The organism is Billgrantia tianxiuensis (assembly GCF_009834345.1).
Classification (GTDB): domain Bacteria; phylum Pseudomonadota; class Gammaproteobacteria; order Pseudomonadales; family Halomonadaceae; genus Halomonas; species Halomonas tianxiuensis.
This window is the reverse complement of record NZ_CP035042.1, coordinates 2,450,173-2,472,018: the sequence shown is the minus strand read 5'-3', so window position 1 is coordinate 2,472,018 and position 21,846 is coordinate 2,450,173. Positions and strand designations below refer to the sequence as shown.

Annotated in this window: 15 protein-coding genes and 3 pseudogenes; 3 read left to right on the top strand and 15 right to left on the bottom strand. The window is 63.8% G+C overall.

The annotated features are described in order from the left end of the window. Window positions 1-5: 5 nt before the first annotated feature. From EKK97_RS11510 to osmF, 9 genes and pseudogenes are all read right to left on the bottom strand, one after another. A pseudogene (locus tag EKK97_RS11510) lies at window positions 6-1,846 on the bottom strand (protein kinase domain-containing protein). A 60-nt stretch (window positions 1,847-1,906) separates the two neighbouring features. Next, a complete protein-coding gene (locus tag EKK97_RS11505) occupies window positions 1,907-3,202 on the bottom strand; it encodes a 2-oxo acid dehydrogenase subunit E2 (protein ID WP_422673568.1) in 1,296 nt (431 codons plus the stop codon). Window positions 3,203-3,382: 180 nt separating this feature from the next. Then, window positions 3,383-3,577 (bottom strand): annotated as a pseudogene (locus EKK97_RS26110) (biotin/lipoyl-containing protein); the annotation flags it as partial. A 39-nt stretch (window positions 3,578-3,616) separates the two neighbouring features. Then, window positions 3,617-4,594, bottom strand: a complete 978-nt coding sequence (locus EKK97_RS11500; RefSeq protein WP_159551986.1) for an alpha-ketoacid dehydrogenase subunit beta — start codon at window positions 4,592-4,594, stop codon at window positions 3,617-3,619. 1 nt (window position 4,595) lies between these two features. Next, window positions 4,596-5,822, bottom strand: a complete 1,227-nt coding sequence (locus tag EKK97_RS11495; RefSeq protein ID WP_159551984.1) for a thiamine pyrophosphate-dependent dehydrogenase E1 component subunit alpha — start codon at window positions 5,820-5,822, stop codon at window positions 4,596-4,598. A 282-nt stretch (window positions 5,823-6,104) separates the two neighbouring features. Then, on the bottom strand, window positions 6,105-6,872 hold the full coding sequence (locus EKK97_RS11490; protein ID WP_234286269.1) for an ABC transporter permease: 768 nt from the start codon (window positions 6,870-6,872) through the stop codon (window positions 6,105-6,107). Continuing rightward, the gene (locus EKK97_RS11485; protein ID WP_159551982.1) at window positions 6,869-7,810 is read right to left on the bottom strand and encodes an ABC transporter ATP-binding protein; all 942 of its coding nucleotides are present in this window, start codon (window positions 7,808-7,810) and stop codon (window positions 6,869-6,871) included. The genes EKK97_RS11490 and EKK97_RS11485 overlap by 4 nt, the downstream gene beginning before the upstream one ends. Beyond that, on the bottom strand, window positions 7,807-8,928 hold the full coding sequence (locus EKK97_RS11480; protein WP_201297077.1) for an ABC transporter permease: 1,122 nt from the start codon (window positions 8,926-8,928) through the stop codon (window positions 7,807-7,809). Before EKK97_RS11480 ends, EKK97_RS11485 begins: the two co-directional genes overlap by 4 nt. 48 nt (window positions 8,929-8,976) lie before the next feature. After that, complete coding sequence (gene osmF / locus EKK97_RS11475) at window positions 8,977-9,888, bottom strand: glycine betaine ABC transporter substrate-binding protein OsmF (protein WP_159551978.1); 912 nt, start codon at window positions 9,886-9,888, stop codon at window positions 8,977-8,979. A gap of 251 nt (window positions 9,889-10,139) precedes the next feature. On the opposite strand from osmF, the gene EKK97_RS11470 reads away from it, so the two are divergent. Further along, entirely contained in the window at window positions 10,140-10,967 is an 828-nt protein-coding gene (locus EKK97_RS11470) for a DUF1853 family protein (RefSeq protein ID WP_340162979.1), read from the top strand. Window positions 10,968-11,020: 53 nt separating this feature from the next. On the opposite strand, the gene cysS is transcribed toward EKK97_RS11470, so the two are convergent. After that, window positions 11,021-12,418 carry a cysteine--tRNA ligase gene (cysS, locus tag EKK97_RS11465; protein ID WP_159551976.1) on the bottom strand — a complete coding sequence of 466 codons (1,398 nt, stop codon included), beginning with the start codon at window positions 12,416-12,418 and terminating at the stop codon, window positions 11,021-11,023. Window position 12,419: 1 nt separating this feature from the next. After that, a complete protein-coding gene (locus tag EKK97_RS11460; protein WP_159551974.1) occupies window positions 12,420-14,129 on the bottom strand; it encodes a glutamine--tRNA ligase/YqeY domain fusion protein in 1,710 nt (569 codons plus the stop codon). Window positions 14,130-14,317: 188 nt separating this feature from the next. Here EKK97_RS11460 and EKK97_RS11455 point away from each other — a divergent pair, with 188 nt between their 5' ends. After that, on the top strand, window positions 14,318-14,827 hold the full coding sequence (locus tag EKK97_RS11455) for a peptidylprolyl isomerase (RefSeq protein WP_159551972.1): 510 nt from the start codon (window positions 14,318-14,320) through the stop codon (window positions 14,825-14,827). 72 nt (window positions 14,828-14,899) lie between these two features. Then, entirely contained in the window at window positions 14,900-15,676 is a 777-nt protein-coding gene (locus tag EKK97_RS11450; RefSeq protein ID WP_159551970.1) for a UDP-2,3-diacylglucosamine diphosphatase, read from the top strand. Here the strand turns inward: EKK97_RS11450 and EKK97_RS25815 are convergent. The 4 genes and pseudogenes from EKK97_RS25815 to lon form a co-directional block, all read right to left on the bottom strand. Continuing rightward, window positions 15,671-16,725 (bottom strand): annotated as a pseudogene (locus tag EKK97_RS25815) (CobW family GTP-binding protein). The gene EKK97_RS11450 and the pseudogene EKK97_RS25815 sit on opposite strands and share 6 nt — an antisense overlap. 154 nt (window positions 16,726-16,879) lie before the next feature. Further along, on the bottom strand, window positions 16,880-18,697 hold the full coding sequence (locus tag EKK97_RS11440) for a SurA N-terminal domain-containing protein (protein ID WP_159551968.1): 1,818 nt from the start codon (window positions 18,695-18,697) through the stop codon (window positions 16,880-16,882). 210 nt (window positions 18,698-18,907) lie between these two features. Then, entirely contained in the window at window positions 18,908-19,180 is a 273-nt protein-coding gene (locus EKK97_RS11435) for an HU family DNA-binding protein (protein ID WP_086509724.1), read from the bottom strand. A gap of 177 nt (window positions 19,181-19,357) precedes the next feature. Next, window positions 19,358-21,763, bottom strand: coding sequence for an endopeptidase La (gene lon / locus EKK97_RS11430; RefSeq protein WP_159551966.1), 2,406 nt, complete (start codon window positions 21,761-21,763; stop codon window positions 19,358-19,360). Window positions 21,764-21,846 lie beyond the last annotated feature (83 nt).

The window sequence follows — 21,846 nt, the reverse complement described above, 5'->3', positions numbered from 1 at the left end:
GCGACTTAGGCCCGGGCGCCACCGTCCCGGGCCTCCTCGCGTGGATTGCGCGGGTAATAGCGCTCGGGCTGACGCTCCACGTGAGCAAAGAAGCGCGTGTCCTTGTAGGGCATCTTCATGAAGCCCGACACCCCCAGTCCCTCGATCAGCCCGACGGCATCGAGAATGTCGTCGAGCCGGTCGCGGAATTCCACCTCGCGTGAAGGATCGAGCAGGCGGTAGTAGCTGTGGATCTTGAGGTGCTGGGGCAGCGCCTCGAAGATGATCATGCCGGTGTGATGGATGTCGTTGAGCGCCTCCAACGAGGTGATGATCGGCTCCGGCAGGACCAGGAACTCCTCGGGATCTGGGCCATCCTCGAAGTAGCTGTGAAGACGGCTGCGATCCTCCAGTTCCGGCACGCCGCTAACCTCGTAGCGCAGCCGCATGCCGGGCTCGATCACGAACGGATGCGCCGGGCTCTCGCGATCCAGGTGCAGGGTGTCGCGCGCATTGAACAGGCAACTCTTGAAGATACCCTGGCGATAGATGGCCCGAGCCAGATTGACCATGTTGTTGACCGCCGCGACGAAAGCCGGCTTGAGCGTGGTGTCGTGCAGATTGAGCGAGGTATCGATATACACGCCCTCGCTTTCCCAGCGCACCGCGAGCCCGCCCACCACCGGGTACTTGCCAAGGCGACTCACCGCCGCCAGGAATGCCTTCTCGGTCTCGCCCATGCCCTGCATGAAGTTCTTGTAATAGCGGTCGAGCTGCACGTCGTTGACGTCGCTGAGCGTCTCGCGGCCGCCCTCCTCGCGCAGGAAGGCCTTGCGCGAACTGTAGACCACGGTGTCGATCTCCCGCGTCGATGGCCTGACCCAGGTCGGCACCAGTGGCGCTTCCGGTGCCTCGGGCAGATCGATCATCACCACCCGGGCCAGGCGCGGCATCTCGCGAATGAAGTGATCCCCGGCCTGGAGCCGAATCCTCGGGTCCGGGTCGAGCATGCCGTCGAGCATCCGCGCGAACTCCATGGGCAAGCCCAGCGAGGTAGCGGGGATGGCACGGTGGCCGAAGCGGCACGATTGCGCGGAGGCCAGCGCATAGAGGGTACCGGCGGCACCCTGCTCGTCGAAGCGCGGCGATGACAGCGCCCCGTTCAACTGCTCCTCGCCGATGAAATAGACGTCGCCGAGGCGGGCATTGGTCTGCTGCAGGTTGTCCGACATCAGCTCCATGACGTTGGCGGCGACGAACTGCTGGTTGGCGTCTAGCTGGGCGAATACCGACGATCCCCAGTCGATCAGTGCAATCGACTCGCGGCGGGCATCGAAGACGAGGTTCGAGGGCTTGATATCGCCATGTACGATGGGTCGCCCCGCCTGCCCGGTCTCGTGGCGCAAGCTGCGCAGGATGTCGGCGAGCTGATCGGCGATACGCACCACCAGGCGTGGAGGAAGGCGCCCTTCACGCAGCGAGACCTCCTCCAGGTTGAGCCCCGGCGCCCGCTGCATTACCAGAATCGACTGGTTGCGCACGCGCTGGTAGGCGATCAGGCGTGGCACCCGGGATGGTCGACCTGTTCCAGCATGAACGCCTCCTCCTCGAGGCGGTCCTGTAGCTGCTGGGGCAGGTTGACCCGGGTGAACTTGAACACGTATTCCTCGCCATGAGCGGTAATGCCGGCGAAGACGAAGCCGTAGGCGCCCTTGCCGATCAGCTCGATGTCACGGTAGCCCAGCTGCTCGAGCTGGGCGCGGCACAGCGCCACCCACTCCTTGAGCTTGCGTGCGTCATCGTGGCTAAGCAGATAGATCGACTGCTCTTCGGGAATGTAGAACTGCTGCAGCGGCGCCTGGGACATGTGGAATTGCCCATCGAAAGGGAGCCGTCCGGACAAGCTCGCCCGGACGGCTCTGCCGGACTAGCCGAGATGCAGGAGCATGGTCTCGGGGCTCTCGAGGTAGCCCTTCCAGGCGTTGCAGAAGCGCGCGATGGTGCCGCCGTCGATGACCCGATGATCACCCGCCCAGGTTACCGTCATGATCGCCCGCTTGACCACTTCGCCGCGCGCGTCGAAGCGCGGTAGCCATTGGCTCTTGCCGATGGCGACGATGGCCAGCTCCGGCGCGTTGATGATCGGCGCCGCGTAGGTGCCGCCAAAGGCGCCGATATTGGAGATGCTGATGGTGCCGCCCTTGAGGTCCTCCTGTGCCACCCGGCCTTCGCGCGCATCGGCCGTCAGGCGCTGGATCTCGCGGGCTACTTCGAGCACGCTGCGCCGCTCCACCTGCTTGACGTTGGGCACGATCAGGCCCGACCGGCTATCCACGGCCATGCCGACATTGACCGAAGGCAGGTAGTGGATCTCGGTGACTTCGGCGTTGAGCCGGGCGTTGAGGATCGGCTCCTTGCGAACCGCCAGTGCCAGTGCTTTCATGAAGAACGGCATCAGCGTCAGGCGTACCTGCTGCGCCTCGGCCACCGGCTTGAGCCGCTCGCGCAGTGCCAACAGCTCGGTGACGTCGATCTCCTCGCCATAGTGGAAATGCGGAATGGTGCTGGCCGATTCCACCATGCGCCGCGCCATTACCGCGCGCACGCCGCGAATCGGCTCGACCCGCACTTCACCCTCCTCTGGCTTCGACGCAGCCGTTCCCTGTTGAGGTATCTCGCTGCGGGCGAACGACGTGACGGCTCGTGCGGGGCGCGCTTCGCCGCCCTCGACCTGGCCGTGCTCCAGTTGCCTATCCAGATAGCGCAGCACGTCCTCCTTGAGCACGCGGCCGTCCTTGCCAGAGCCATCTATCGACTCGAGCGACAGGCCATGCTCGCGCACCAGGCGGCGCACCGCTGGGCTGGCCGGGATGCGCCCATAGGGACCGCGACCGCCGCTGGCCACCGGCATGACGCCCTCCTTGCGACCAGGCGTTTGCGGCACGCCGGGTTCGGCATCAGACACCTCAGCGGTAACGGTTTCTTCGCCCTCCTCGGCATGAGCCGGCACATAGGCGAACAGCGGGGCGTGCACCTTGGCGATGTCGCCCTTGGGCACGTAGAGCTTGCTCACCGTGCCCGCCTCGGGGGCGGTGATCTCCACCAACGCCTTGTCGGTCATCACGTCGACCAGCGGCTGATCCTCCTCGATCGCCTCACCTTCGGCCACGCGCCACTCCACCACTTCGCATTCGACGATACCCTCGCCGATATCGGGCAGTATGAAGTCGCGGGCCGGAACCGCGGCAGTGGGCCGCGCCTCGGCCGAGGATTGCCGTGGCCCAGGTGCCTCGGCCGCCGGGCTTGCCACTTCGTCATCTTCACCAGCGGCGGGACGCGGCGGATCGAGCGTCTCGGTGCTCTCGCCCTCCTCGCCATGCGCCTCATAGGCGAACAGCGGGGCATGCACCTTGGCAATATCGCCCTTCGCCACGTACAGCTTGGTGACGCGGCCCGCTTCGGGAGCGGTGATCTCGACCAGTGCCTTGTCGGTCATGACTTCGACCACCGGCTGGTCCTCGGCGATCTCATCGCCTTCGCTCACGCGCCATTCGACCACTTCGCACTCCACGATACCTTCGCCGATATCGGGCAGCATGAAATCGCTCATCGTTCTCTCCTGTCCTGATATCGGGCGTCAGTACGCCACGGATGCCTTGATCGCCTCGAATATCTTGAGATGATCGGGCAGGTACTCCTTCTCCAGCGTCAGCGGGAATGGCGTATCCAGGCCCGTCACCCGCTCGATGGGCGACTCCAGGTACAGGAAGCAGCGCTCCTGGATAGTGGCGGCGATCTCACCGGCGAATCCGCCGGTGCGAGGCGCCTCGTGAGTGATCACCAGGCGGCCGGTCTTGAGTACCGACTCGACCACGGTATCCTCGTCCCACGGCAGGATGCTGCGCAGGTCGATCACTTCGCAGGAAATACCCTCCTTCTCGGCGAGTTCCACGGCGCGGTCGATCACTTCCATCTGCGCGCCCCAACCGAGCACGGTGACGTCGCTGCCCTCCTTGGTGACCTCGGCCTCGCCGATGGGCAGCTGGTAGTCCTCCTCGGGCACCTCGCCCACCGCAGCACGGTAGAGCCGCTTGGGCTCGAAGAAGATCACCGGGTCGGGATCGCGAATCGCCGACAGCAGCAGCCCCTTGGCCTGATAGGGATTGCGCGGCACCACGATCTTGAGTCCCGGAGTGTGGGCGAAATAGGCTTCCGGCGATTGGGAATGATAGTGACCGCCGGAGATGCCGCCGCCGTATGGAGTACGAATGGTCAAACCACCGACGTTGAACAGATCGCCGGAGCGATAGCGGAACTTGGCCGTTTCGTTGACGATCTGGTCGAAGGCCGGAAAGATGTAGTCGGCGAACTGGATCTCAGCCACCGGTACCGACCCCTGGGCCGCCAGGCCATTGGCGAAGCCGATGATCCCTTGCTCCACCAGGGGCGTGTTGAAGCAGCGCTCGCGGCCGTACTTCTCCTGCAGATGGCTGGTGGCACGGAAAACGCCGCCGAAAACGCCGACATCCTCACCGAAGCAGAGCACCTTGTCGTCCTCGGCCATGGCGATGTCCAGCGCATTGTTGATCGCCTGAAGCATGTTCATCTTGGGCATGTCAGGCTCCTCCCTGTTCGTCGCCGGCCTTGTACTCGCCAGCTGCCGCCTTGACGTCGGGGTCGAGCGACCGCGCCCCCTTCGGATAGGCATCGGGATGCTTGCGGATATGGGTCTTGAGCGCGTCGAGCTGGCGCTGCAGCGCCGGCGTCACGTCGGCGTAGACGTCCGTGACCAGGCTTTCGAGCGGCGGCGGCGGTCGCTTCTCGGCACGCTTCATGGTTTCGAGCACCTCGCGGCGCAAACTGTCCTGGAGTTCTTTCTCTTCCTCTTCGCTCCACCAGCCGCGCTCGATCAGCCAACGCTGCATGCGCAGGATAGGGTCCTTCTCACGCCACGCTTCCTCCTCCTTGCGCGAGCGGTAACCGGAGGGATCATCGGACGACGAGTGCGCCGCCAGTCGATAGGTCATTGCCTCGATCAGCACCGGCTGGTTCATCTCTACGGCAAGCTTGCGCGCTTCCTGCGTGGCGCGATATACCGCCAGCACGTCGTTACCGTCGACACGAATCACGTGCATGCGGTAGCCGAACGCCCGCGGGGCGATGCCGTCGGCGGCGAACTGCTCGCTGGCCGGCGTGGAGATCGCATAGCCATTGTTGCGACAGAAGAAGATCACCGGCACCTTGTGCACCGAGGCCATGTTCAGCGCTGCATGGAAGTCCCCTTCCGATGCGGCCCCTTCGCCGAAGAAGGTGATGGTGCAGTGCCCTTCTCCGGCCAGCTTCTGGCCATAGGCGTAGCCGGTGGCCTGGGGGATCTGGGTGGCCAGCGGTGAGGAGATGGTCATGTAGTGCAGCTTGCGCGACCCGTAGTGGATCGGCATCTGCCGTCCCTTGCCGTAGTCGAGTTCGTTGCCGAACAGCTGGTTCATGAACTCGTCGTAGCTGAAGCCACGGTAGACCAGCGCGCCCTGCTCGCGGTACTGAGCCATGATCATGTCGGCATCGTCCAGTGCCGCGGTGGCGCCGATCACCGCCGCCTCTTCACCGGTACACTGCATGTAGAACGACAGCCGCCCCTGGCGCTGTGCCGCCATCATGCGCTCGTCGAGTACCCGCGTGACGAGCATGGCGCGGTAGATCTTGAGCGCCTTTTCCTCGTCGAGCTCGGGCGCCTCGGCGCCCTCGAACAAGGTGCCATCCTGCTGGAGCAGACGAAACGTGGGGATGTGGAACTCATCGCCGGTCATGAAGCTTGGCGAGTGGACGTCGTGTGTTGTTGTCATCTTCCTGATCCTTGGGTGGTGGCAGGAGGAAATACCGCCCCTCGTGAGGGCAGTGTTGTCTCTAATGTAGCCGTCTGCCAGAGGGTCACTCCAGCAAGTCGCTAACGCTGGAGGAGTTGACGTTAACGTAAGATGAATCTAACCGCATCCATTTTGCCAGCCTATAAGCACTTCGTATAAGAAATTCCCTAGCGAAGCGGCTGCCTGGCGACATGATGCACCAAAAGACACCACCTTCCCGGAAGGATCATCCAAACCAGGAACGGCGCTAGATTAGCGACATCAGGCGTCGGGACGACGCTGCATTCGCTCGAACATGCTGTCGACACACAGGGCAAGCAGCCCAATCAACAGCGCACCCTGCACGATATAGGCGGTATTGCCATTGACGATGCCGGAAATGATGGGATCGCCCAGATTACTGGCACCGACGGTGGCCCCCAGCGCGGCAGTGGCGATATTGATGGTGACGGAGGTACGAATGCCGGCGAGGATCACCGGCGCGGCCAGCGGTAGCTCCACCTGGCGCAGGATCTGCCCTGCCGTCATGCCCATGCCGCGCGCCGCCTCGCGCACCTCGGGGTCGATGCCATCGATCCCGGCCAGGGTATTGCGCACGATCGGCAACAGTCCGTACAGCAACAGGGCGACGATGATCGGCAAGGTACCGAAGCCGAGCGCGGGTACCGCCAGCGCCAGCACGGCAACGGGAGGGAAGGTCTGGCCAATGGAAGCGAGCTGCGACACCAATGGCAGGAAGTCCCGGCCGGCCGTTCGCGTGACGGCAATTGCCGCTCCCACCCCCAGGATCACGGCCAGCAGCGAGGCTGCGCCCACTACCAGGACATGCTGTGCCAGCAGAGTGAAGAAACCGGCACGGCGATAGATCACTTGACGCATGTCCGGCTCGATCAGGCGAAACAGCCATTCCAAGTGGGTCATCCCAACCGTCAGCAGCAGCAACAGCGACAACCAGGCCAGCGGCGCCAGCCAGCGGCGCAAGGAGGCCACCGGCATTCCCGTCACGGCTACCGCCGCCTGGCGATTCATGAAGCCTTGGCCCCGAGCAGGCGGCGTAGCGACAGCTCGCCGATGGGGATGTCCTCTTCGTCGACCACCGTCAGGCGATCCACGCGGTGCCACAGCATTACCGACAGCGCCTGGCTGAGCGGCGCGCCGTAGGCAATTCGCTCACTGGCCAGCAGGCGGGGGCCCAGCGGCAGCATGCGCTCGGATACCTGAATCAGCGCCGCCTCCTTGAGGCCGCGATCCAACCCACCCAGCAGCGACTCGACGAAGGGGTTGGCAGGCTCGTGCAACAGCTCGATGGGCTTACCCTGCTGCACGATCCGGCCCTGATGCATCACCACCAGCCGATCGGCCAGGGCCAATGCCTCGTCCATGTCGTGAGTGACGAAGACGACCGTCTTGTGCAGGCGGGCCTGAAGCTCGCGCATCTCCTGCTGCAGGGTTTCACGAGTGATCGGGTCCAGCGCCCCGAAGGGCTCGTCCATCAGCAGGATGTCCGGATCGGCGGCCAGCGCCCGGGCGACCCCTACCCGCTGCGCCTGCCCGCCGGAAAGCTGACGCGGATACTTGTCGGCGAACTCGGCAACCGACAGGCCAAGCAGGTGCATCAGTTCCTCGACCCGTTCGCGCACCCTGGCCTTGGGCCACTTCAGCAGGCGCGGTACCAGCCCGATGTTACGTGCCACCGTCCAGTGCGGAAACAGCCCGGTACTCTGGATGACATAGCCGATCCGCCGACGCAGCTCGACTTCGTCGAAGTTACGCACCGGCTGGCCATCGAGGTGAATCTCGCCGCCGTCATGCTCGATCAGGCGGTTGATCATGCGCAGCGTGGTGGACTTGCCGCAGCCCGAGGTCCCGACCAGCGCACATAGCTCGCCCTTCTCCACACGCAGCGAGATGCCATCGACCGCGGTCTCGCTGCCGAAGCGCTTGGTCACGTCGAACAGTTCGATCATGCCGCCCCTCCCGGACGCAGGCGTTCACTCAGGGAACCGAACAAGGCATCTGCCACCAGTGCCAGCACGATGATCGGCAAGGCGCCGAGCAGGACCATGTCCATGGCCGCCTGGCCCAGGCCCTGGAAAATGAAGGTGCCAAGCCCGCCGGCTCCGATCAGCGCCGCCACCGCGGTCAAGCCTATCGCCTGGACCGTGGTGATGCGAATTCCCTCCAGCACTACCGGCAGCGCCAACGGCAAGCGAACCTGCAGGAACACCTGGCGCCGGCTCATGCCCATGCCCCGGGCCGATTCGATCACCGCCGGCTCCACTTCCTCCAGCGCCACATGAATGTTGCGCACCATGGGGAGCAGACTGTAGCCGAGCAACGCCAGGAATGCCGGTGCCCAGCCGATACCGCTGACGCCGAACGCCGCCAGCCAGTCAAGCCGCGAACCGAGCCAAGCAAGCGGTGCCAGCAACAACCCGAACAGCGCCAGGCTGGGAATGGTCTGGAGAAAGTTGAGCACAGCGAACCCCGTACGGCGGATTCCGGCATGCCGCCGCATGGCCAGAGCCAGCAGGGATGCCAGCACCAAGCTGGCGCCGACAGCCGCACCGACCAATATCAGATGCACCAGCAACGCACTCATGAACTGGTCGCTACGCGCCTGGTACTCGCGCAGCAGAGCCAGCGGCTCCAGCCATAGCGCGAGCGACAACCACCAGCTCGAGACCATCGGCACCAGCAGCAGCCAGCCCAACGGGCGCGACAACCCGAGCCGGGTGCGCAGCTCGATCGTTGCCAGCAGCAGCAGGAACAGCACCAGCCAGAGGGAGCGACCGATGGCGACACGCGCCTGCGGCATGTCCGGCTCGACCAGCACCGCCGTCGCCGCCGAAAGCCACAGCGGCAGCAGCGCCAACAGCGTCACCACGGCAACCAGCGAGAGCCTCAGCTCCTTGCGACCGGGCTTCCAGGCCAGCACTGCCACGGCCAGCATGGGCAGGGCCAACAGCCAGGCCGGCCAGCCTCCCATGACGCCCAACGCCATGTGGGGAGTGCCGGGTACGATTCGGTTGGGTGCCACGCTCACCGCGTCGAGCGATAGCCACGCGGCTACGGCAGCAAGCATCAGACTCAACAGAACCCAATTGGGAGATTGCCTGCCCTCACCCACGCGTCAGTCCTGCAGCCCGGACAGATACTCCTCGGCAACCTGGCGCGGATCGAGGCCCTCCACCGCGACCCGGGCGTTGAGCTCCTGCAGCGTCTCGAGATCGAGCGACTGGAACAGTGGTTCGAGCAGCTCGGCAATCTGCGGGTAAGCCTCGAGTACTTCCTCACGCACCACCGGCGCCGGCTGGTAGACCGGCTGCACGCCGAGCGTGTCCTCCAACACCACCAGGTCCAGTGCATTGAGCCCACCGTCGGTACCATAGGTCATGGCACCATTCACGCCGCTGGTCTGCTGGGCGGCGGCACGCATGGTGGCAGCGGTGTTGCCGCCGGACAGCACCAGCAACTGGTCGGCGCTCAGTTCGAAACCATAGGCTTCCTGAAATGCCGGTAGCGCCTGCTCCGATTCGACGAACTCCGCGCTGGCGGCGAACTTGAATTCCCCGCCGTCACCAAGATACTCGGCGAGATCCTCCAAGGTCTCGAGGCCATGCTCACGGGCCAGGTCGCCGCGCACGCTCATGGCCCAGGTATTGTTGGCCTGCGCCGGCATCAGCCAGACCAGACCGTTCTCGGCATCCCGCTCGCGCACCGTCTCAAAGGCCTGGTCAGCGTCGTGCCAGACATCGCTGTCGGCCATGTCGAAGAAGAAGGCACCGTTGCCCGTATACTCGGGATAGAGGTCGATTTCTCCGCTCAACAGTGCCTGGCGCACGATGTTCGTGGCACCGAGCTGCAGCCGATCCTCGGTCTCGATGCCACCCTGCTGCAAGCGCTGGATGATCAACTGACCCAGTACCGAACCTTCGGTGTCGATCTTGGAGGATACCGTCACCGGTTCATTGGCCTGCACGCTCGCGGCGAGCAACAGGGAACCGGCAGCCAACGCCGCCAGGCTGGACAAGGAGCGTTTCATCGTCACCACCATCCGTTGTGAATGTCAGTAGAGTATAAGGCGTGTACAGTTTGACTGTCAGACACGATCTCAACGCGGAGCTACACGCCCACCATGTCCGAGGACGATGCCGCCCTGCTCGCCCGTTGCCATCACCCGCTGGTGCGCGATCTGGCCTGGATCGTGCTGGCGCCAGACCTGATCCGCACCCCTTGGCCAGGCAGGCCCAGCCGCGCGGACCTAGGCCTGGAAGGCGATGATCTCCTGTACGACTGGCTCGGCGAGCTCGAGGCCAATCCCCAAGGGTTGGAGCGCCGGGTGGGCGATACGGTCGACGGCCGCATGGGCATTACCACGAGCGCCTGTGGCAGTTCCTGCTCGATACCGCGCCGGGCACTCGCCTGCTCGCCAGCAACCTGCGCGTGCATCAGGGCAAGCGCACCCTGGGCGAACTCGACCTGCTCTATCGTCGACGAGACGACCCCACGCCGGTTCATCTGGAAGTGGCGATCAAGTTCTACCTGGGGTTACCGGAAGGCCCAGGCCCACTTCATGGCCAGGCCCGCTGGATCGGTCCCGGCGGCGCCGACAGTCTGGCCACCAAACGCGAGCACCTCGACCGCCATCAGTTGCGCCTGACGGAGAGAGTCGAAACGCGCACGGCGATCCGTCAGCACACCCATCCTCGCGACATCGGCCCAGCCCCGGAGATCGCCATCCTGCGTCAGCTAGCGATACCCGGCGTGCTGTTCTATCCCTGGCAGGCGCCCATGCCGAAGCCACACGAAGCGGCTTCCGATCACCTGCGCGGTCATTGGCTGCACTGGTGCGACTGGCGGCGACTGCGCGACGGCCTGGCCCGCAACACTCGCGCCGTCTGGCTGGTCAAGCCTCACTGGCTGGCGCTACCGCGGGACGAAGCGTTCCTGCCGCTACATCAGGTCGAGGCGCGCCTCGCCCAGCATTTTTCCCGTCCCTCCGCTCCGGTGCAAATCGCCCTGCTCGGCCCCCGTGCTCGCGACCGCCGTCATCGGCGCCTGTTCATCGTGGATGACAGCTGGCCACTGCAGATACCGCTGCCCCCTCGGCCGCTTGCCTGACCCAGACACGACTGCGCCCGGCCGAAGCCGGGCGCACAGACCTTGAAGCTCCGTTATGGTTTCGGCGACTCGAAGACCCAGCTCGTCCCCTCTCGGGAATCCTTGAGCACGATGCCGAGTGCGGCGAGTTCATCGCGGATGGCATCGGCGGCAGCGAAGTCCCTGGCTTTCTTGGCTTCGGCCCGTTGCACGATGCGCGCCTCGATCTCTTCTTCGCTCAACGGCAGCGCCGCCTGGCCGCCCTTGAGGAAGGCCTGCGGATCCTGGCCGAACAGCCCCAGCACGCCGCCCAGACGACGCAGCTCGGCAGCCAGTGCCGGCGCCTCGTCGGGCGTTTCCTTCCTGGCACGGTTCAGCTCGCGCACCAGCTCGAACAGCACCGAAAGCGCCTCCGCAGTGTTGAAGTCGTCATCCATGGCGGCGGTGAAGCGCTCGGCGAAGCGGCTGTCGACCGTGCCCACGGCGCTCCCGGGCTCAAGACCCTCGAGAGCGGTGTAGAAACGCTCCAGCGACTTGCGCGCCTCGGCCAGCGACTCGGGGGCATAATTGATCGGGCTACGATAGTGGCTGGCCACCAGCAGGTAGCGCACCACTTCCGGATCGTGAACCTCGAGCACCTCGCGGATAGTGAAGAAATTGCCCAGCGACTTGGACATCTTCTCCTGGTTCACCCGCACTGCCCCGGCATGCATCCAGGTGTTGACGTAGGGCTTGCCGGTAGCTGCTTCGGACTGGGCAATCTCGTTCTCGTGGTGCGGGAAAGTCAGGTCCGGGCCGCCGCCGTGGATGTCGAAGGTATCGCCCAGGCAGCAGGTCGACATCGCCGAGCACTCGATATGCCAACCGGGGCGTCCCTCACCCCAGGGCGAGGGCCAGCTCGCCTCGCCTGGCTTGGCAGCCTTCCACAGCACGAAGTCGAGCGGATCCTCCTTGTACTCGTCGACCTCGACCCGGGCGCCGGCACGCATCTCGTCCAGGTTGCGGTTGTTGAGCTTGCCGTAGCCCTCGAACTTGCGCACCCGGTAGTAGACGTCACCGTTGGCGGCCGGATAGGCATAGCCCTTGTCGATCAGGGTCTCGACCATGGCGATGATCTCGGCCACGTGGCCCGTGGCACGCGGCTCGTGATCGGGACGCAGCACGCCAAGACGCGTCTCGTCCTCGTGCATGGCATCGATCATGCGCTCGGTCAGCGCCGCGATGCTCTCGCCATTCTCCTCGGCGCGCTTGAGGATCTTGTCGTCGATGTCGGTGATATTGCGTACGTAGGTGACGTCGAAGCCGCGCCAGCGCAGGTAGCGGGTCACCACGTCGAAGGCCACCATCACCCGGGCATGGCCCAGGTGGCAGTAGTCATAGACGGTCATGCCGCAGACGTACATGCGCACCTTGCCCGGCTCGATGGGGGTGAACGTCTCCTTGCGCCGCGTCAGCGTATTGTAGATCTGCATGTCAGCCCTTCTTCTGGCCATCATTCTTCTGGGCTTCTTGCTTCTGAACCTTGGCCCAGCTGTCCTTCAGCCCAACGGTACGATTGAACACCAGCTTGCCGTCACGACAGGCGTGGCGGTCGGCACAGAAGTAGCCTACGCGCTCGAACTGGAAGCGCGACTCGGGTGCCGTGTCGGCCAGGCTGGGCTCGCCCATGGCCTGACAGACCTTGAGCGACTCGGGATTGAGATGCTCGAGGAAATCGGCGTCCTTGTCCTTGTCGGGTTGCTCGACCAGGAACAGGTTGTCGTACAGGCGCACCTCCATGGGTACCGCATGGGTGGCACTGACCCAATGGATCACGCCCTTGACCTTGCGCCCCTCGGGATTCTTGCCCAAGGTGTCGAAATCCACCGAGCAACGCAGCTCCACGACCTCGCCGCTGTCGTCCTTGATCACCTCGTCGCAGCGGATCACGTAGGAGTTGCGCAAGCGCACCTCTTGACCGGGCGCCAGGCGGAAGAACTTCTTCGGCGGCTCCTCCATGAAGTCTTCCCGGTCGATGTAGAGCTCGCGGGTGAACGGCACCCGGCGCAGGCCCATGTCCTCCCGAGCGGGGTGACCAGGCACTTCGTACACTTCTTCGTGGCCCTCGGCTACGTTGGTCAACACCACCTTGAGCGGGTTGAGCACGCACATGGCGCGCGGCGCATTGTCCTCGAGGTCCGAACGGATGGCATGGTAGAGCATGGCGATGTCGACCAGCCCGCCATCGGCCCGGGTCACGCCGATCATCTCGCAGAACTTGCGGATCGATGCCGGGGTATAGCCGCGGCGGCGCATGCCCGAGATGGTCGGCATGCGCGGATCGTCCCAACCATCGACGATGCCCTCGTCCACCAGCAGCTTGAGCTTGCGCTTGGAGGTCAGGGTGTAGTTCATGTTGAGCCGGGCGAACTCGATCTGCCGCGGCTTGGCCGGCACCGGCAGGTTGTCGAGGAACCACTCATAGAGCGGGCGGTGATCCTCGAACTCCAGGGTGCAAATGGAGTGGGTCACCCCCTCGATGGCATCGGACTGGCCGTGGGCGAAGTCATAGGAAGGATAGATCTTCCACTTGTCACCGGTCTGATGATGGTGGGCATGACGAATTCGGTAGAGGATCGGGTCGCGCAGGTTGATGTTGGGCGACGCCATGTCGATCTTGGCACGCAGCACCTTCCCACCCTCGTTGAACTCGCCGGCGCGCATGCGCTCGAGCAGATCGAGGTTCTCCTCCACGCTGCGCTCGCGCCAGGGGCTGGGCCGTCCTGGCTCGGTCAGGGTGCCGCGGTACTCGCGAATCTCGTCGGGCGAAAGGTCGTCGACGTAGGCCTTGCCCTCGCGAATCAAGTGCTGCGCCCAGGCGTAGAGCTGATCGAAGTAATCGGAGGCATAGCGAACCTCGCCGGCCCACTCGAAGCCAAGCCAGCTGACGTCCTCCTTGATCGCATCGATATAGGCCTGCTCCTCCTTGGCCGGATTGGTGTCGTCGAAGCGCAGGTGACAGTCCCCACCGAACTGCTCGGCCAGGCCGAAGTTCAGACAGATCGACTTGGCATGCCCCACGTGCAGGAAGCCATTGGGCTCCGGCGGAAAACGGGTGACGATCTTGTCGCTACGGCCGGCCTGGATTTCGTCGCGGATCTGGTTGCGGATGAAATTCGGCGCACTGGCGGTCTCGGTGGTCATGTTGGAGCGAAAAGCCTCTGGTTGGAACGCGAATCCGGAGCGCGGGCAAAGCCTGAAAAAACAGCACCGCCCCCAGCCTCGGCAAGCCGATGAATCCGACGCGCTTCGCGCATCGATACAAAACCGCTATTATAACGCCACGCCCTGCACGGCGCCAAGGCGCGCAGCTTTCGAAAAGGAAAACTTCGATGATCATTCTCGAGACCAGCTTCGGCGACATCACCATCGCCCTGAACCATGACCAGGCGCCCAAGACCGCGGCCAATTTCGAGCAGTACGTGCGCGACGGCCACTACGACGGCACTCTCTTTCACCGCGTCATTCCCGGATTCATGATCCAGGGCGGCGGCTTCGACCAGGACTTCAACCAGAAGCCCACCCGCGACCCGATCGAGAACGAAGCCGACAACGGCCTGAAGAACCTGACCGGCACCCTGGCCATGGCCCGCACCCAGGACCCGCACTCCGCCACCGCGCAGTTCTTCATCAACGTGGCCGATAACGACTTCCTCAACCACAGCGGCAAGTCCATCCAGGGCTGGGGCTACTGTGTCTTCGGTGAAGTGGTCGAAGGCATGGACGTGGTCGAACGCATTACCGCCGTGGACACCACTCGCCGCGGCATGCACGCCGACGTGCCCGCCGAGGACGTGATCATTCAGCGCGCCTACGTCAAGGACGAAGCCAGCGACAGCTGATTCCCGTAGGCCTGCACGCCCGCATGGGGCGGGCGTGCGGCGGCTCGCTCCCCCAAGCCGAGAGACATGGCCATGAGCACAACCCTGTTGATCTCCGACCTGCACTTGCACCCCGGCGCTCCTGAGGTCACCGAAGGCTTTCTCGACTGGCTCGACCGGCGCGCCCGCGGTGTCGACACGCTCTATATCCTGGGAGACTTCTTCGAGGCCTGGATCGGCGACGATCTGCTCGATCATGTCGATCAGGATCCCAGCGGCAACGCCGCCCTCGCCCTGCGCGTGGCCACGGCACTGCGCCAATTGACCGACGACGGCACCGCGCTCTACCTGATGCATGGCAACCGCGACTTCCTGCTCGGCCACCGTTTCGCCGATGCCATCGGCGCCAAACTGGTCACCGATCCTGCCGTCCTGCGCTTTGCCGACGAACCGGTGCTGCTCATGCACGGCGACAGCCTGTGCACTCGCGACGAAGCCTACATGGCCTTTCGCGAGCAGGCACGCAACCCGGCCTGGCAAGAGCAGGTCCTGGCCATGCCGCTGGCCGACCGCATCCAACTGGCTACGGCCCTGCGTCAGCAATCCGGCGAGGCGACCTCCAACAAGGCCGAGGACATCATGGATGTCACTCCCGAGGAGGTCGAACGCGTCATGCGCGATCATGGCGTCACCACGCTGATCCACGGCCATACTCACCGCCCTGCGGTGCACGAGATCGAGATCGACGACCAGCCCGCCCGACGCATCGTACTGGGCGACTGGCAGCCCGGCAGGGGCTGGGAGGTCGAGATCGGCCCCGACGGCGACCCGGTGTTGCGCGAGATTGCGCTCCAGCCAGGCCGCTCATGAACGCATGCCGTCCCCGTCCTGTAGGCGGCATGCCTGCAATGCGGACAAAGTCTCCTCGGCGGGCGGCATGAGCTCCAGCTCGCCGATCAGCTCCAGCCGTGAATCCTTGCGCCAGGCACTTGCCGCAAGACTCGTACTCCCCTCACCGCGATTGTAGAGTCGCCATCCCGCGTCCGTGTGCCAGACCCCTTTTACACGCAGCCCGGTAGGCAGGCGATCCAGCACCTGGGTCAAACGGTCGAGATCGAAGACATCCAGCGGATGCCAGCGCCAGCTCAGAGTCTGGTAGCCCAGGGCCCGGCCGCTCTCCTGCTGAGGCTGCCCGGGAGATGGCAAGACTGCGGCAAAGTCATCGAGCAACACTGCTGGCTTCGCTACATCACGCAATGCGGCGTGAGGATCGCTCTGCGGTGCGCCCCCGGCGTCTACCCAATGCCGGCCACCATCCACCAACAGCGCGATCGGCAGCTCGCCGAAAGGCGCTTCTCTCACCCACTTCTTGGGTGGCCACAACGCCTCGGCATGACGCCGGGCAGCGCTCAACTGATCCGGCCCTACCCTGTCGGGCATGGTCAACGCCACCGCATCGGCCATGGTCAATTGGTCGTTGAAGGTTTCGTGCTCACGCGCCCGGGGGTCGTCGAGCCGGGCCGGGTCGAGCAACACGATGACATCGCGTATCTCGAGAACCCCGGCAAAAGCCTCGCCCTGAAGCACATCGAGCAGGCCGGCCGGATGACCAAGCCCCGAAGGTTCGATGATGAGACGGTCGGGCGGTGGCGATGCAGCAGATTGACCAGGGTTGCCTGTAACACGAAGGAGAGCTGGCAACACAGACACCCGCCGGGCAGTCCCTTCACGATCACATCGTCACGCGCCTCGAACATGGCCTGGTCGATGCCGACCTGGCCAAACTCGTTGATCAAGACCGCCCACCGTTCCTCCTCCGGCTTTTGCTCGATCAAGCGTCGAATCAGCGTGGTCTTGCCGCTGCCAAGGAAGCCGGTAAATAAGTGAACGGGTATCGTCGAGAGAGGTGCCGTCCTCATGATGCGCCCTATCTATGGAATTCGTTATAACATAACATATTAGGCGCACCGCTTTTAGCCCTGATTGGTGCTTCGCCTTGAAAAGATAACGGTATAAATGTCGAATAAAAGAGAAAGGGGCTTTTGCCCCCTTCTCTTGCTGCGAGCCCTTCCTTCAACGCCGAGTGATATCGGCCGTCTCACGCAGGTGGGTTCTCAGCCCCTGGATGGTGGCCTGAGCACGCAACTGCTCCGCCATGCGCGCCACGAAGGCTTCGGTTTGCTCGTCCACTTCGCCGACCTCGACCTCATCGAGCGCTATCAGCGCGACGCGGCTGCCATCGCTGGCGTGACCGTAAACGGCAGTGCCGTCTGCGGGCTGCGGCAAACGGAAGGCTGCCTGCAGCACGGTGCGCGGCACGTTGCCCTGCTGGCGGGTTGCTCGCTCCACCTGCTGCCACTCGAGCTCGAGGTCCTCACCGCTACGCAGGCGTTCGAGACGCTCACGAGCAACCTCCAGCAGCGCCTCACGTTGCTTGCGCTGTTCGACTGAAGCCGCCACACGCTCACGCACTTCCTCGAGCGGCAACACCGTCGCCTCGCGGTGCTCCGCCACGCGCAACACCATGCGGCGATCCTCGTCAAGCTCGATGACCTCGCTATTGAAACCTTCGACAAGAACATCCTCGCTGAAGGCCTCGTTCATGATACCGGGCTCGGATAGCACACCCTCGCCGCCTTCACGTGAAACCCACTCGCTCTCGCGCAGCTCCAGGTCCAGACTATCGGCCACGCTGGCCAGATCGTCGGCAGCAAAGCTCTCATCGATGAGCGCCTGGACACGACGATTGAACGCGTCGTTTACCTGGCCTAGCGCAAGCTCCCTTGCAAGGTCGTCGCGCATCGCTTCCAGCGGCGCCTGATCCAGCTCCGTAACCTTGACCAGGTGCAGGCCGTTACTGGTTTCGACAATACCTGACACCTGCCCCGGAGAGAGCGCGAAAGCAGCGTCGTCGAAGGCATCGCCAAAGAAACCGCGGCTGATCACTCCCAGGTCGCCGCCCTGTTCGGCTGTCGAGGGGTCATCGGAGAACTCGAGCGCGAGGTCTTCGAATGACTCGCCGGCGGATAGTCGTTCGCGCACCTCTTCCAGCCGCGCCACGGCCTCGTCGCGACTGCGCTCGCCGTCGAACGTGGCCATGATGTGCGACACGCGACGATCGGCATCCCGGCCGCGCTCTTCCCATGCCTGGCGAATGGCTTCATCGCTGACCTCGACCTGTTCGGCCATTTCCTGACGGTCGACAATGACATACTCCAGACGCACCTGCTCAGGGCGCTGGTAGTTCTCGCGATGCTCCTGGTAATAGGACTCCAGGTCCGCCTCGCTGACTTGCACAGGCTCGGCGAGTTCCTCCGGGCTCAGGACGTGATAGCGGAAGCTGCGTACCTGGCGCTGCAGCGCGGCCAGGCTCTCACGCTCGCTGTCGAGAACGAAATCGCTGACTGCGAGCCCCTGCTGCAGTTGCTGGCGCTTGAGATCGACGCGCAGCGCAGCCCGGAACGAGTTGGGCGTGAAGCCAGCGCTGGCCAGGCGGTTGCGGAACAGGTCGGTATCGAAGCGTCCGTTCTGGTCCTGGAACTCGGGCAGCGTCACGATCACCTGATCGAGCTGCTCGTCGGAGAGGTAGAGTCCACCATCCTCGGCAAAAGCCAGCAGCAGGCGCTCACCGATCATCTCGTCGAGCACCTGCCCGCGCAGAGCCCTTTCCTGCTCGGGCGGCACCTGACCGGAACGGATGGCACGCTGCACTTCCATTTCCAGCTCCTGACGGGTGATGCTCTGCCCGTTCACCTTGGCGACTTCATCGCCTCCGCCACCGAACAGCCCCACCAGGGACTCGATGCCGAACAGCGCCATGGTAACCACCACGGCACCCACGATGATCTTGGCACCCCAGCTTCTGGAGCGATCACGAATACTTTGCAGCATGCAGGCCTCGGTTGCTGATTGTTGGCTGGCTGTGGCGCCACATTATACGTTGGCGGGTCGCCATGGGCCATCTCGACCGCCCTGTCGACCGGTTCATGGCACGGAGCCGCCAAAAAGAAAGCGCACCGCCGAAGCGGTGCGCTCGATCGTTTGCTGCCGATGCGGGACCGTCCCTAGCTGGGACTATATCGGCGCAAATAATCCGTTGACTCAGTTCACAGAGTCTTTCAGAGCCTTGCCGGCCTTGAAGGTAGGCACCTTGGCTGCGCTGATCTGGATCGGCTGGCCTGTCTGCGGGTTGCGGCCGGTGCGGGCGGCACGCTCCTTCACCGAGAAAGTACCAAATCCGACAAGAGATACACTGTCGCCTTTCTTGAGGCTTTCGGTGACGGTGTCGACCATGGCATCCAGTGCGCGAGACGCAGCGGCCTTGGGAATGTCGGCAGACGCGGCGATAGCTTCGATCAGCTCGGATTTGTTCACACTTCACCCCTTGACTGTTTCAGAAAATGGCTCTAATCGGCGTGCCTTTCGCCCGGCAACACGATCACAGCATGGCTGGCAGTTTATAGCAATGCTGTAAAAGAGGTGTCAAGCAACTGCGGCGCCAAACCGCGTCATGTCGGGAATTCCGACCCCGACATGACACAGCAATTATCGTTAATGTGTACTGATCATGCTGGAAGAAGAAGCGGAATCTTCCGTTCGTGTTTCTTCTCCACCATTGCCGGCCCTTTCTGCCAGGGCCGCCTCCAGTACCTCGTCGATCCAACGAACGGGCCGGACATCCAGCGCGTCCTTGATATTATCCGGTACCTCCTTGAGGTCCCGGCGGTTCTCTTCCGGAATGAGCACGATCTTTATACCACCGCGCCGTGCTGCCAGCAATTTCTCCTTTAGCCCCCCGATCGGCATCACCTCGCCCCGCAGGTTCACTTCGCCGGTCATGGCCAGGTCGCAGCGTATCGGACGGCCGGTATACGCGGACACCATGGCCGTGACCATGGCGATACCGGCGCTGGGGCCATCCTTGGGCGTGGCGCCTTCCGGCACGTGGATATGCAGGTCTTCCTTCTCGAAGCGCTCCGGGTCGATACCCAGCGTACTGGCACGCGCCCGCACCACGGTGTGGGCGGCACTGACGGACTCCTTCATCACGTCGCCCAGCGAGCCGGTCTTGTTGATCCTTCCCTTGCCCGGCGTGACCACCGATTCGATATTGAGCAGCTCGCCGCCCACCGAGGTCCAGGCCAGACCGGTCACACGCCCCACCTGGTCCTCCTTGTCGGCCAGGCCGTAGCTGTAACGCCGTACGCCGGCATAGGTCTCGATATCGGCCGCCGCCAACATCACCGGCGCCTGAGCCCCCTTGCCCTCGTGCTCAAGCCGCTCGCGCAGGACCTTGCGACACACCTTGGCGATCTGCCGCTCCAGCTCACGCACCCCTGCCTCACGGGTGTAGTAGCGGATCAGCTCCAGCAGCGACTCATCGGAGAAGCTCAGTTCCTCGTCCTTGAAGCCGTTGGAGTTCAACTGCTTGGGCACCAGGTAGCGGCGCGCAATGGCCAGCTTCTCGTCCTCGGTATACCCCGGCAGACGAATGACCTCCATACGATCCAGCAGCGGGCCGGGTATGTTCATCGAGTTGGCGGTACAGATGAACATCACCTCGGAGAGATCGTAGTCCAGCTCCAGGTAGTGATCGTTGAACTTGTCGTTCTGCTCCGGATCGAGCACCTCGAGCAGCGCCGAGGCGGGATCGCCACGGTGATCCATGCCGATCTTGTCGACTTCGTCGAGCAGGAACAGCGGATTCTTGACTCCGGCCTTGCTCATGCGCTGGATCAGCTTGCCCGGCAGCGAACCGATGTAGGTGCGGCGATGACCGCGGATCTCGGATTCGTCGCGCACGCCACCCAGAGCCAGGCGCACGTACTTGCGGTTGGTGGCCCGAGCGATCGACTGGCCGAGCGAGGTCTTGCCCACCCCCGGCGGCCCCACCAGGCACAGCACCGGCCCCTTGAGCTTCTTGACCCGCTTCTGCACCGCCAGGTATTCGAGGATGCGTTCCTTGACTTCCTCGAGACCGTAGTGGTCCTCGTCCAGCACCTTGTGGGCGTGTATCAGGTCATGCTTGACCCGGGTACGCTTCTTCCATGGCACCGACACCAGCCAGTCCAGATAGGAACGTACCACCGTGGCCTCGGCAGAACTCGGCGACATCATCTTGAGCTTGCCGAGCTCCTGCACGGCCTTGTCGCGCGCCTCCTTGGGCATGCCCGATTCTTCGATCGCACGCTCGTACTTCTCGGCCTCGTTGGGCACGTTCTCGAGCTCGCCCATCTCCTTCTGGATGGCCTTCATCTGCTCGTTGAGATAGTACTCACGCTGGGACTTCTCCATCTGGTCCTTCACGCGGGAGCGAATGCGCTTCTCCACCTGGAGCAGATCGATCTCGGATTCAATCAGCGCCATGAGATGCTCGATGCGCTCACGCACACGATCCATTTCCAGCAGTTGCTGCTTGTCCTGTATCTTGAGCGAGAGATGAGCACAGATCGTATCGACGAGGCGACTCGGGTCCTCGATGCCCGAAAGCGAGTTGAGCACCTCGTTGGGGACTTTCTTGGAGAGCTTGACGTACTGCTCGAACTGATTGAGCAGCACCCGCACCAGCGCCTCCTGCTCACGCTCGCTCAGGGGCTCGCTGTCGCGCAATACCGCCTCGGCCACGCTGTGGCCCTGATCGGTATGGTGAACTTCACGCAAGTCCGCCCGCGACACGCCCTCGATCAGCACCTTGACGGTGCCATCGGGCAGCTTGAGCAGCTGCATGATCTCGGCAACGGTACCGATGGTGAAAAGATCGTCGGTCCCCGGGTCATCCTGCCCAGCCTCGCGCTGGGCAACCAGCAGCACGCGCTTGTCGGCCGCCATGGCCGCATCGAGGGCCTGGATCGACTTCTCGCGGCCGACGAACAGCGGGATCACCATCTGCGGATAGACGACCACGTCCCGCAGTGGCAGTAGGGGCAGACTCAGGGTCTGAACGGCGTTCTGCTGCATCGCAGACGTTCCTCAAACAGAAATCGGTGGATACAGGGGGGATTGGGGCACGGTACCCCCATTACAAGGGGGTGCTGGAGAAC